At 41.4% G+C, this 12,296-nt stretch carries 13 protein-coding genes and 1 pseudogene; 7 read left to right on the top strand and 7 right to left on the bottom strand.

Translation table 11 applies throughout. From position 1 onward, the window contains the following. Window positions 1-83: 83 nt before the first annotated feature. Both CDC33_RS15190 and CDC33_RS41260 read left to right on the top strand, forming a co-directional pair. Complete coding sequence (locus tag CDC33_RS15190) at window positions 84-254, top strand: GAF domain-containing protein (protein ID WP_109009155.1); 171 nt, start codon at window positions 84-86, stop codon at window positions 252-254. Further along, the gene (locus tag CDC33_RS41260) at window positions 193-780 is read left to right on the top strand and encodes a sensor histidine kinase (RefSeq protein ID WP_369694303.1); all 588 of its coding nucleotides are present in this window, start codon (window positions 193-195) and stop codon (window positions 778-780) included. Before CDC33_RS15190 ends, CDC33_RS41260 begins: the two co-directional genes overlap by 62 nt. A 147-nt stretch (window positions 781-927) precedes the next feature. Here CDC33_RS41260 and CDC33_RS15180 read toward each other — a convergent pair whose 3' ends face one another. From CDC33_RS15180 to CDC33_RS15165, 4 genes are all read right to left on the bottom strand, one after another. Beyond that, on the bottom strand, window positions 928-1,332 hold the full coding sequence (locus CDC33_RS15180) for a type II toxin-antitoxin system VapC family toxin (RefSeq protein ID WP_109009154.1): 405 nt from the start codon (window positions 1,330-1,332) through the stop codon (window positions 928-930). Next, complete coding sequence (locus CDC33_RS15175) at window positions 1,332-1,571, bottom strand: DUF2281 domain-containing protein (RefSeq protein WP_109009153.1); 240 nt, start codon at window positions 1,569-1,571, stop codon at window positions 1,332-1,334. Before CDC33_RS15175 ends, CDC33_RS15180 begins: the two co-directional genes overlap by 1 nt. 93 nt (window positions 1,572-1,664) lie before the next feature. After that, window positions 1,665-2,171: a pentapeptide repeat-containing protein gene (locus CDC33_RS15170; RefSeq protein ID WP_100897815.1), complete on the bottom strand. Its 507-nt coding sequence runs from the start codon at window positions 2,169-2,171 to the stop codon at window positions 1,665-1,667. A gap of 86 nt (window positions 2,172-2,257) precedes the next feature. Beyond that, window positions 2,258-3,778, bottom strand: coding sequence for an LCP family protein (locus CDC33_RS15165; protein ID WP_109009152.1), 1,521 nt, complete (start codon window positions 3,776-3,778; stop codon window positions 2,258-2,260). Between the two features lie 115 nt (window positions 3,779-3,893). On the opposite strand from CDC33_RS15165, the gene CDC33_RS15160 reads away from it, so the two are divergent. The 4 genes from CDC33_RS15160 to CDC33_RS15145 all read left to right on the top strand — a co-directional run bounded on the left by CDC33_RS15160 (window position 3,894) and on the right by CDC33_RS15145 (window position 8,765). Next, the gene (locus tag CDC33_RS15160; RefSeq protein ID WP_109009151.1) at window positions 3,894-4,958 is read left to right on the top strand and encodes a mannose-1-phosphate guanylyltransferase; all 1,065 of its coding nucleotides are present in this window, start codon (window positions 3,894-3,896) and stop codon (window positions 4,956-4,958) included. Between the two features lie 192 nt (window positions 4,959-5,150). Then, on the top strand, window positions 5,151-6,797 hold the full coding sequence (locus CDC33_RS15155; protein ID WP_109009150.1) for an ABC1 kinase family protein: 1,647 nt from the start codon (window positions 5,151-5,153) through the stop codon (window positions 6,795-6,797). A 108-nt stretch (window positions 6,798-6,905) separates the two neighbouring features. Further along, window positions 6,906-7,886, top strand: a complete 981-nt coding sequence (locus tag CDC33_RS15150; protein ID WP_109009149.1) for an ABC transporter ATP-binding protein — start codon at window positions 6,906-6,908, stop codon at window positions 7,884-7,886. 90 nt (window positions 7,887-7,976) lie between these two features. Continuing rightward, window positions 7,977-8,765 (top strand): ABC transporter permease, encoded by a 789-nt coding sequence (locus CDC33_RS15145; RefSeq protein WP_109009148.1) that lies wholly within the window; start codon window positions 7,977-7,979, stop codon window positions 8,763-8,765. A gap of 234 nt (window positions 8,766-8,999) precedes the next feature. Here CDC33_RS15145 and CDC33_RS15140 read toward each other — a convergent pair whose 3' ends face one another. Continuing rightward, complete coding sequence (locus CDC33_RS15140; RefSeq protein WP_109009147.1) at window positions 9,000-10,724, bottom strand: serine/threonine-protein kinase; 1,725 nt, start codon at window positions 10,722-10,724, stop codon at window positions 9,000-9,002. Here CDC33_RS15140 and CDC33_RS38765 point away from each other — a divergent pair. Beyond that, window positions 10,638-10,844: a hypothetical protein gene (locus CDC33_RS38765; RefSeq protein WP_181374259.1), complete on the top strand. Its 207-nt coding sequence runs from the start codon at window positions 10,638-10,640 to the stop codon at window positions 10,842-10,844. The genes CDC33_RS15140 and CDC33_RS38765 overlap by 87 nt on opposite strands. Before the next feature lie 59 nt (window positions 10,845-10,903). Here the strand turns inward: CDC33_RS38765 and CDC33_RS15135 are convergent, their stop codons facing one another. Both CDC33_RS15135 and CDC33_RS15130 read right to left on the bottom strand, forming a co-directional pair. Then, window positions 10,904-11,740: an alpha/beta fold hydrolase gene (locus CDC33_RS15135; RefSeq protein WP_109009146.1), complete on the bottom strand. Its 837-nt coding sequence runs from the start codon at window positions 11,738-11,740 to the stop codon at window positions 10,904-10,906. A gap of 118 nt (window positions 11,741-11,858) precedes the next feature. Next, window positions 11,859-12,101 (bottom strand): annotated as a pseudogene (locus CDC33_RS15130) (hypothetical protein); the annotation flags it as partial. Window positions 12,102-12,296 lie beyond the last annotated feature (195 nt).

Raw genomic sequence — 12,296 nt, 5'->3', positions numbered from 1 at the left:
AATACCGCAGTCTGTCAGGTAAATTTTGAGAAATTACTTATTTTACATGCTTTCGCCCTCCAGCCCTTTGGGCATCCTATGGTATGTATTGGCGCGATCGCTCACCCCTTGATATTGAAACTATCTTTAAAACAACAACTCAAGAAATACGCCAGCTGCTGCAAGCTGATCGAGTTGCAATTTTTAGCTTTAATGACGATTGGAGTGCGGGAGAAAGCAATGGAGCGGCAAGAATTGCTGGCTGCAACCATTGATAAAATCCGCCAGTCAATCGATATTCATGAAGGATTGGATAGTACTTTGCTAATCTTAGGACATCGGCTCAAAAACAACAATGAACGCCCAGCTATTGAAATTGTGAAGGAATATGCTGCTTTACGTTTGCTCGAATGCTATCCAGCGCAATTAAATCAAGTGTTTATGAATCTTCTAAGTAACAGTATTGATGCATTAGAGGAAAAGTTTAAAATTATACAGCAAAGGTATTTGAAATTATCCCAAAGGTGTCCAAAAATACCTCTAACTATCTGGATTAGTACGCAAGCAGTTAATAATAAGATTGTAATTAGAATAGCTGATAATGGTCTGGGAATTCCAGAAGAGGTGCGATCGCATATATTCGATCCCTTCTTCACTACCAAAGTACCAGGTAAAGGTACAGGGTTAGGATTATCTATCAGCCATCAAATAATAGTTGAAAAACATCATGGTCAGATTAAATGTTCCTCTAAACCAGGAGAAGGAACAGAGTTTTTAATTGAAATTCCTAGTAGTAGTTAAAAGCGACTAGTTGTTAAAATTCTCAATCAATATTAAGTAGGGGAACAAGGATAAGTAAAGGTTTTCTCTGTTCCCTGAAGACATCACAACTGTCATTGCATTATGCTTTTAGATTAACGTACTATGTTATTTATTTAGCAGTCTGCTTTATTCTAATATAGAAACTATATCAATACTAGTTACGCGATGCATAGGTTTTGTTCTTTTCTCAGTTGTGACTAATTCCTCTGCACCAATGGATAATGCCGCAGCGACATGAAGCGCGTCCATCGCTGCTAAACCATATTGAGAAGCAATTTGGTAAGCCTCTTGAACAATAAGAGTCAAATCACTAGCCCAATAGGTAACATCGCTAAAAAACTCTTCATAAAATTTAGCTTCTTCGGTTTGCTTGTTATAAACTGCTTTAGGACTTACCTCTAATTTGACAAACTCACTAGAAGCGAATTCCCGTTGGGAATCTTCTAATATTTCAAGGGCTTTCTCGGCAATTCTTCCAACACCATCTGTTGCACTGAGTAGCACCCCTGAATCAATATAAGTTATTTTCATTATTCTTTACTCTGTAGCCCACCTCTCCGACTGGCGAGTTCTCTTTCTATTTCGTCTTCATCTAATAACTGTTTACCAGAATTAACAATCCTAGCGCGAATTTGCCGTAAACGTTCTCCCAAAGGAGTTTTATTTGCAGAGTTTTTCAAGTGAAGAAATTCGACAAAATCTAAAACTTCCTCTTGTTTGTCTTGGGGAAGTGAATGCCACTTAGTTAATAACTCTTGCTCTGTACTCATTCGTATTCATCCAGTACTCTTACTAATTTTATTGCTATATTTTCCATATTTACAATAAAATATCTCTGCTTTTAGGCTCAACGTCGAGATTTTTTACTTACAACCTAAACTATCTCGCGTTGACATACCCGTAACCGGATTTACTCCATCAGCCCTTTCACACATTAGCGACACTTGATAACGGTCAATCAATGCGTCGGTAAAATCAGCGCCTGTAATTTCGGCATCAAAAAAACGGCTACGGGTCAAAGTAGCTTCTGTAAAAATGGCATTTTTCAGGTTAGCACCATCCATAGTGACGCGATCAACTAAAGCGCCGCTTAAGTTCGCTCCTTCCAAATTTGCCTTTAACAAAACTCCTTTAGTGAGAATTGCGTTGGTTAAATTTGCTCCTTGAAAATTCGTCCCCCGCATTTCTGCTGCTACAAAAGTCACACCTGCCAAATCAGCATGAGAAAAATCACGATTTTCTAAATTGATATTGTTGTAATTAATTGTATTTATCTGAGCAAAAGCAGGTTTGGGATTAAGTATTACCCACCCAAATGCCAGTATCAAAATTACAATCAAACCCAAAAAGCGCAGTAAAATCTTTTTCATAACTTTATTATTTATCAGCAGTCTTTTGTCATTAGCCGCTTGTCATTTAACCAATGACTCATGACTAATGACTCTTGACTCTTTGACTATTTCCAATCTTTACCAATCCGAATTGTGAGATCAGATTCTAAATCACCAATCGCCGCTACCTCAATTTGACCCAAGCCTAAGACTTTTTGCAAATCAACTCCAACTCGTCGGTTGCCTTTTTGGACAACAATCTGAGTTTGACGTTGGGTATCTGGCCAATCAGGCACTTTGTAAATATTAGTAAAGCCTTTCTGTTTCAGATAAGCAATAACTTTTTCAGTTAGCTGAGGTTGATTGGAAGCATTTTGAATAGCAATTTTGAGGTTAGGAACCTGACGCATATCTGGTTTTAGACCAGGTACATTTACCCCAACATAATCATTCAACAGGCTCTGCTGTCCAGTCATATTTAGCCAATAGCTATCAGGGTCTTTGCTAAAACGGCTAAACGTACCAGGCAACACGGTCATTTGGAAATTATCTCGATCCAAGTTGAGACCGAAATTTACCAACGCCATCATTTCTTCCATCTTCAGGTTGGTATCAAAGTATTTTCGCATCAAGCGAGTTAACTGAGGCAACCTGGGTAAGACGGTAGGACTATTTAAGCGTTGCAGCAATGCTGCTACGAGTGCTTGCTGACGCTGCACTCTCGGCAAATCTCCCAAACCTGGTTCGCGGAATCGGGCAAACTGTTCTGCTTGTTCGCCGTTGAGGGTTTGCCAGCCACTGACTAAATTAATCGACAGCCGACTGCTAGAGTCTTTATATTCCATTGATTGGGGAACAAAGACCTCAACTCCGCCTAACTGATCGACTAATTGCCGTAAGCCACTAGTAGAAATACGGATATAACGATCAATTGGGGCATTGTTTAAGGTACGGCTAACTACCCGTGCTGCCAAGACTGGGCCGCCTTTGGCATTAGCATCAGATACCTTAGTTAAACCCTTTTCTCCCTTTTCTGGGATGGCGATCATCGTATCTCTGGGAATGGAAAGCACCCGTACAGATTTTTCACTAGGATTGAGCCTTACTAGCAGCATGGTGTCGCTTTTCCCAGCAAAGCTTTCTGGTGAACCATCAACAGTACCGCTAACTGGTTCAATCCCCATAATTAAAATATTCATGGGTCGTGAAAGGTTATACTGGGAAAGTTTGCTCCATAACTCCCCTGGTAATGGAATTTTTATCTCGTCTTTAGCAGTAGTTCCTAAATCTTCATCTGTTCGATCTAGATTGCTCCACAAGGGAGTCCACAGCGCTAAAGTTGATACCAGTAAACCAGATAAGATAATGCCGATGACAACCGTCATAATCCACAACAGCCATCGAGGCATGGTTAAGCCCAGTCTCTCGTAAAGCTGATTGGGAATTGCACCCACTGATTCGACAACGCTACGGTTGGGATTCGCTGGCGGGTTTAGTTCGACATCCTCCTCCTTTAAATCCTCTACTGGTGCTGGTGTTACTTGATTTTCTGTTCGTTGAAGTTGCTGCGATCGCACCTCAGTTTCAAATTCTGCAACTTGCTGAGATCCAAGCGGATTTTCTGACCATTCGACTTGTTTTATCACAATTATCTCCCCACTCAACCACTCCCTAAAAGTATGTTAATCCAAGCTACAAATATTGCCAGTGGAAAAGCTCACTGTAAACTTGTAATGTTCTTCGGTAAGCCTGTATGACAACATGAATACTTTATTGTTCCCCGTAATCCTTGCTGGTGGTAAAGGTGAACGTTTTTGGCCTCTGAGTCGCAAAGACCGACCCAAGCAATTTTTAAGTCTTGATGGTAGCTCTAGAAGTTTATTACAAGCAACCGCCGATCGATTGATTGAACTCGGTGGCGGGTGGGATTCCTTGTGGGTAATTACTTCTAATCAGATAGCTGAAGGAGTAAGACAACAATTACCTGATCTACCATCTCAGAATTTATTGATTGAGTCGGAAGGAAGAGACACTGCCGCAGCCGTTGCTTGGACAAGTTTAGAAATCAAACAGCGCTATGGAGAAGACGCTGTTATTGGCTTTTTCCCTGCTGACCACTGGATTGCTAATCAAGAGGCATTTGCACACACATTAAGTGCGGCTACGCAACTAGCAGCAAGCACAGCAGCGATCGTTACACTGGGGATCAAGCCTACTTTTCCATCAACCGGTTACGGTTACATTGAACAAGGTGAAAAAATAGGTAGCTTTAATGAGTTGCCAGCTTATCACGTCAACCGTTTTACTGAAAAGCCCGACCGGGAAACGGCAGAGACTTTTTTATCTACGGGACGCTTTAGCTGGAATAGTGGAATGTTCGTTTTTCGGGCAGGGGTTGTTCTCAAGGAACTACATACCCATGCACCAGAAATTATCGAACCTTTAGAACAACATGGCCCTGATATCTATCCCCAGTTGCCTAAGAAGAGTATAGACTATGCGCTAATGGAAAAGACAACTCTAGCATACGTTTTGCCAGTTGATTTTGGTTGGGATGATTTAGGAGATTGGAATGCGATCGAACGCTTACTGAAAACGGAAGATACTCCCAATGTAGAACTTGCTACGCACGTAGGTTTAGATACGCAGGGGGCGATTATTTACGCCTCAAATCCAGAGGATGTAGTTGTTACAATTGGTTTAGAGGACGTGGTGATTGTGCGCGATCGCAATGTCACCCTCGTTGTTAAAAAAGAACGTACCCAGGAAATCAAGCAGATCCTTAAAATTCTCCAAAGCGATTCCCGATTTACCGACCTGCTATAAAAGTTAAAACCCTTGGTAGAGGCGAAAAAGCCTATTTTCCCATTATAACTTGACTTTGGGAATTGGGAATGGGGCATGGAGCATGGGGCATTGAGAAAATTCTTTCATTGTCCACCTCATCTTTCTCATATCCCCATTCCAATGCCCAATGCCCAATGCCCACTCCCCACTCCCCACTCCCCACTCTCAAAAATGTTCCTCACCCAAACTGTTCCCCGTCAACGAGAAATTCTTGAAGTATTCCTTCGCAATGGCTGGGACTATATGCGAAGGTTACTTACTGGTGGCAAAGCTGATGAACCCCAGCTACCTACACCTGCGGTTTTAAAAAATATCCTGGTAGACTTGGGGCCAGTTTACGTCAAACTTGGCCAGCTAATGTCTACACGTCCAGATTTACTGAACGCTGGCTACATTGAGGAACTATCAACCCTACAAGACGAAGTACCACCAGTTCCTTGGTCACAGATAGAAATAATCCTCCGTAAAGAATTAAAACTTCCACTAGCAGAAACTTTCAGCACAGTTAACCCGATTCCAGTAGCAGCAGGATCAATTGCTCAGACACATCGAGCTACATTAATAGATGGTCGAGAAGTTGCTCTGAAAGTGCAACGTCCCGGAATTGATCTGACCATCGCCCAAGATATTGCTTTAATTCAAGGCATTGCCGATTTAGTGGCGCGGACTGAGTTTGGGCAAACTTATGAAATTAAATCCATCGCGGAAGAATTCACCAAAGCTCTAGAAGCCGAGTTAGATTTTACACGAGAAGCGGGTTTTACAGACCAACTGCGACGCAATTTATCTAAAAGTCGCTGGTATGATCCCACGCAAATAGTGGTTGCGGAAATTAACTGGGAATTGACCACAGCAAAATTACTGGTGATGGAATGGCTCGATGGAGTACCTTTCCTGGCGGCAGATTTGGATAGTGACCCTAACGTTAAAGACTCTGCCCTCAAGCGTAAAGAAATAACTACTTTGTTATTTCGGGTATTTTTCCAGCAACTATATATTGATGGCTTTTTTCACGCTGATCCCCATCCGGGGAACTTGTTTTATCTCAAAGATGGTCGTGTTGCCCTCTTAGACTGTGGGATGGTAGGAAGACTTGATCCCCGTACACAGCAGATATTAACAGAAATGTTGTTAGCGATCGTTGATTTAGATGCTCAAAGGTGCGCTCAATTAACTTTGCAACTCTCAGATTCTGCTCAACCAGTAATTTTGTCGCGGTTAGAAAATGATTACGATCGCATGTTGCGAAAATATCACAATGTCAGCCTCACAGAAATAAACTTCAGTCAGATAATTTATGAAGTTTTACAAGTTGCCCGCAACAATAAAATTAGATTACCTAGCAATATGGGTTTGTATGCGAAAACCCTAGCGAATTTAGAGGGTGTAGCGCGGACATTCAACCCGGAGCTTAACTTTTTTGATGAAGTAAAACCATTAATTACAGACTTGTTTCGTCGGCAATTACTAGGCGATAATCCAGTGCGATCGCTATTACGGACAGCCTTAGATATTAAAAGTCTGTCTCTCCAATCTCCCCGCCAAATAGAACTGTTATTAGACCGAGTTACCTCGGAAACCTTACAGTGGAATTTATCGCTGCGGGGTTTAGATGGCGTGCGGCGCACTATGGACGATGCAGCGAACCGACTATCTTTTAGTATACTAGTGGGTTCACTGATTATGGGTGCAGCAATTATTTCCACCAGAGCGCAGACAACACAGTTATCTTTTTTAAGCACCACCCTGTTTGCAGTCGCTAGTTTATTGGGTTTGTGGTTAATTATTAGTACATTGCGATCGGGACGTTTACGGTAAAACCATTTTAGATTTTGAATTTTGGATTTTGGGTTGAAGGAAAAAGCCTTTGACTGAGCGCTCATGCCGAAGTCTAAAATCTAAAATTTAATTTCTAATATAAAAAATATGTCAATCATCATTGCTGAAAACCTGACTAAATCTTATCCAGTAGCAGTTAAAAGTCCGGGTATTAAAGGTACAATCAACCACTTTTTTCGCCGCACCTACCGCACAATTAAAGCAGTTCAGGATGTTTCCTTTGAAATTGCCCCTGGTGAGGTAGTGGGGTTTTTGGGCCCAAATGGTGCTGGTAAAACTACCACACTCAAAATGCTCACGGGGCTGATTCATCCCTCTAGCGGTACAGTCAAAGTTGCTGGACAAATTCCGTTTCATCGCAAAGAAGCATTTTTGCAAAAAATTACCTTGGTAATGGGGCAAAAGCAGCAGCTAATTTGGGACTTACCAGCACTGGATTCTTTGAGAATTAATGCTGCTGTATACAACATCTCTGATAAAGAGTTCCAACGGCGGGTGGGAGAACTAACAGAGATGCTTTCCCTAGAAGGCAAACTTACCCAAGCAGTACGGAAACTATCTTTGGGTGAACGGATGAAGGCAGAATTGCTAGCAGCACTTTTGCACCGTCCCCACGTATTATTCCTAGATGAACCAACGCTGGGACTAGATGTAAATGCTCAGGTAGCAGTGCGCGATTTTTTGCGCGACTACAATCAGCGTTATCAAGCTACAGTGCTGTTGACGAGTCATTACATGGCTGATATCACAGCTTTGTGTCAACGAGTGCTGTTGATTCACGAGGGAAGGCTAATGTATGACGGTAGTTTAGATGGACTACTAGAACGTTTTGCCCCATATCGGGAAGTTCATATAGAGTTAGCCCAACCTCTACCGATAGAAAAACTTATGACCTATGGTGATGTGCAACACTTAGAAGGGCGATCGGTGCATTTTATGGTATCTAGAGAGGCGCTCACCCGCACCGTTTCTCAGATTTTGACAGATTTGGAGGTAATTGATTTAACAGTTACTGAACCGCCTGTGGAAGAAGTGATTGGACGAGTTTTTCAGGCGGGTGTTGTGTAGAGACGCGATTAATCGCGTCTGTACAAGATAGACGCGATTAATCGCGTCTGTGGAGAATTCTGGGTAATTTTTGTAGCGGTAAGTGAATAAATGAAGCGGATAATCAGAAAAGCCTTAACTTTGCTGTCAGTATACTACGCCTATATGATTGAGTATCGAGCAGAACTAATCTTATGGGTTTTGGCTGGGTCTTTGCCGATTATCCTTATGGGCGTCTGGATACAGGCAGCACAAGGGGGGCAGTTTGGGCTATCACCTGTAGATTTTGCTCGTTACTTCATCACAGTTTTCATAATTAGACAATTAACAGTTGTTTGGGTAATTTGGGAGTTTGAAAGAGAGGTAGTGGAAGGCAAGCTTTCGCCCAAGTTACTACAACCGCTCGACCCAGGATGGCATCACGTTGCATCTCATATTTCTGAAAGATTTGCTCGGCTAACGTTTGCTTTTCTATTAGTGGGATTATTTTTTATTCTTTATCCACAAGCTTTTTGGGTACCAAGTTTGAGTAGATTTTTGCTGTTTATATTGGCGGCGGTACTAGCTTTTGCTTTGCGGTTTACAATTCAGTACACTTTTGCCATGTTTGCCTTTTGGACAGAACGGGCTAGCGCTTTAGAAAATTTTTGGTTGTTGTTTTATCTATTTTTATCTGGTTTGATAGCACCTTTAGAGCTTTTTCCAGAACCTGTACGAAAAATAGTGATGTTTACGCCTTTTCCCTATTTAATCGATTTTCCTGCGAGTCTTTTGGTAGGGCTACCCGTGGATATAGGGCGAGGGTTTGGGTCAATGGTGGGATGGATATTAGTGTTTTTGGGTGCGAATCGCTTTCTTTGGCGTGCAGGTTTAAAGCGGTATTCTGGTATGGGAGCATGAGCAATTTATAATTAGGAAGTTTATCACCCCAGAGCTTGGCTAAGTCGAGGAAATTTGAAGGCTGCGGATGAGGCAATACGGTTCGGATAAGCATTTTTCACTTTCCTTGTGGTCTGGGGAAAGGGTAAGGGGTAAAGGGTAAAGGATGTATTGAAAACCTTTCCCCTTTTCCCTTTGCCCTTTAACCGAACCGTATTGGGTTACGCCTATGCACTGATGTATTTGCTAGAGTTTTTATAAATTACTCGGTATTGTCTTAAACTTTTCTGGCGTCCCCAAAGAATAATCTTCTAACTTAAAATCAGCAAAAGGTTTATTTTCTAACCTATTTCGTAATGCTTCATCGAGAATGACACCTGCTGATTGTTTTTTAACACCAATGATTATAATATTTCTCTGATATTTAGTTAAATCTTGATTTGTCTGACAATCACTCCGTTGAAATTGTCCCAAATTTAATAAACGATAACCTTTGATGCTTTGTGTATTAATAAATAATTTTTTTACTAAAAATTGTATTTGTTTGGAACGTTCTAAAGCCATTCGCTGTTGAGTTTCTATATTACCTTTGCAAGAAACTGTACCTACAGAGATAATCTCACTAGGGTCTTCCATTATATTCTGTATACGTTCTTGTTCTAAGTTTAAATTTAAAAGGTCAAGACTAATAATTTCATCATTATATTTAATTTGAAAATTACTACCTAAAACCCATTTATATTCTACTGATAAAACAGCTATATTAAATTCGGCTACCCTCCCCTGACTATCCCTACCTTCTTGATAAGGAAAATAATCAATATTACCTTTTTTTTCTGGTGGTTGCCCATAATTTTGCCTTACAGAAAATTTTGATGTACGTGTTGCTAAAGCCACTATACTAAGTAATCCTAAGATCACTAGCAGTGCTGCAAAAAATTTTAGTAGTGGTACCTCTTCTGGCTGTTTATGTGGAGCAAATGAAGTTTTAGTAATTAGTGGTGGCAATTGTTCGATATTACTATCCTTTACTAAATTACTATTTTCAGGAGTAGTTTCTGTTAGTTGGTTTTCAATTTCTTCTAGGCGTTGTAAAATCTCTTGAGCATTAGCGGGACGCTTTTCTATATCTGGTGCTGTGAGCCAATCAATTAAATTCAATAGTAAGGGTGAGATATTGATTGCATGATTTTGCCAGTTCAATAAATTTTGCTGCACATCATACATATCTAAAGGATGGTATCCCGTGAGTAAAAATACAAATGTGCGCCCCAAGGCAAAGAAATCTGATTGCGGTACTGCTTGAGCATTCATTTGTTCTGGAGCGCTGTAGCCAGATGACATCAGTGCTGTCATCCCGTCGCCGTTGTTGAGTTTGTCTGGGTAGGTTCTATCAATTTCAGTGGCAGTGCCAAAATCAATTAGTACCAAATCCCCCCAGCCCTTACCAAGGGGGGATCTAATCATTATATTAGATGGCTTAATATCTCGATGTAGGTACTGTTTATTATGCACTAAATGCAAAATTTCTAGCAACTGTTTTAACCAGGCTATAGCTTGTTCCTGCGAAATAGGATAATTCTGCTGCTGCTTTAACCACTGTTCTAAGTTGTATCCACCGATTTTTTCCATTGCAATGCAATGCAACACTAAACCAGTTCGGGTTTGATACTGGAAGTAACTATCCTCTTTGGGAATGCCGGGATGCTTGAGTTGTTCTAATACGGTTACTTCTTGCTGAAATAGTTCTACTGCTTTAGCGTCGCCTGATAAATCCTCTTTGAGTATCTTGAGAATTTTAGGGGTATCTTTTTCATAAGCTTCATAAACTTTACTAAACCCTGTTTTGTCACTCAATAGGCTCGTTACCCGATAACGCCCTAGCAATTCCAAATGGGAACCACAACTTTGACAAAAGCGGTTTTGATAATTATCCGGATGGTTTGGTTTAGGGCAAACGGGATTGATACAAAGGCTCATGAGTGGGGAATGGGGAATGGAGAATGGGGAGATGAGGAAGATGGGGGAGATGGGGGAGATGGGGGAGATGGGGGAATAATCAATGCCCAATGCCCAATGCCCCATGCCCAATCTCGCTAGACATCACTCCTATTAATTCTTCTGTTGCTGTATGATAATCCCGTCCAATAATTGATTTTCTATCTGTGTTCTGCCAAGAAAGCTGCTACAGTTTGGTTAAATGCCTCTGGTTGTGTCAAAAACGGCCAATGATTGCCGGGAACTTGACAGATGCGTAAGTTTTTAAGATAGGTTTTGTATGGTTTAATTTGCCAATCTTGGCGGTTCAAGCCTTGTTGTGGCTGGATGAAGATAGCAGGGGTTTCAAGAGGAATTGTAAAACCAGGCACTTGCATTACTGCTTCAAAAATCCCGTCGCGGGCAGCTATGGTAAATTTGCTGCCCCAACTACCATCGAGTTTTTGTTCTATTCCTGCTTGGAAAACTTGCTGTTGTAAGGAACTCCATCCTTGATATTGCTTTAACTGCTGTGCTTGTTGTTCGGCTTCTTCATAACTGGCAAAGGGGCCCATGCTTTTGAGAAAAGGCAAGAAGCGATATAACATAGGAAAAGTTACCCTGAAAAGACTGGGCATTTTCCAAATAAAAATTGGATCGACTAGAATTATACTCCGCAAACGCTTTGGGTTTTGCCTTGCCCAGATGGCGGCTAATTTGCCTGTCCACGAATGACTTACAATATGGGCAGATGTCCATCCGAGATGATCTATGAGTGCTTCGAGGTCTGCGATCGCACTTTCAAAGCTATAATCTCTCTCAGGCTTACTACTTTGCCCGTGTCCACGCATATCTGGTGCAACTATGTGGTAGTCTGCCGCTAAGTAATCTCCTAAACTAGACCACACTAGAGCATGGTCGCCTAAGCCGTGTAACAGCAGTAAGGGTTCTTGCCCTTGGTTCCACTCTAAGTAAGAAAGTTGGATATCAGGCTTTGATAATGTTTGACGTACAGGCATCATTGCACATCCACCAATGAAGAGATAGTTTCGCGTTTATATATTACTGCGAAAGAAGATGGACGCAAAAATATGGGACTTGCCAGCGATAACAAAGCCTTGTAATTTATTCCCAATCTCAACTTTTATCATCAGTCAAATTACCTGGATGCGATCGCGCATTTGGAGTCAGAGTAATTAAATCGTCAATATTGCGTTTCATTGTCTCGCAAATCGCATCTAGAGGTAAGTCGTTAGCGTCGTAACCAAAGGGGTTTTCTATCTCCAAGCCGATGGCTTCAATGCCAAATACTGTAAAACCAACGAAAGCAGTAATTAAACCTGTCCACCAACCCAGAGTCTCCACTATCTGCTGAGGTAGTTAGGGGGAAATTTAAAGTCTTTCTTTTTTTAGGCTATCGTGTATACACAAGTCGTCCTCTACCCCCATTTTTGTCAGAGTCAAACTGTCACACTCACCGATATCCCGCCCAGAACTGAAGTTCAGCGATGAGACTTGGAATTCATTCCGAGGCGGAATAGAAACGCAGTGCGAGATTTATTAGGCTGCGGTAAG

It is taken from the genome of Nostoc commune NIES-4072 (genome assembly GCF_003113895.1).
Taxonomy (GTDB): Bacteria; Cyanobacteriota; Cyanobacteriia; order Cyanobacteriales; family Nostocaceae; genus Nostoc; species Nostoc commune.
This window is presented reverse-complemented; position numbering and strand designations above follow the sequence as displayed.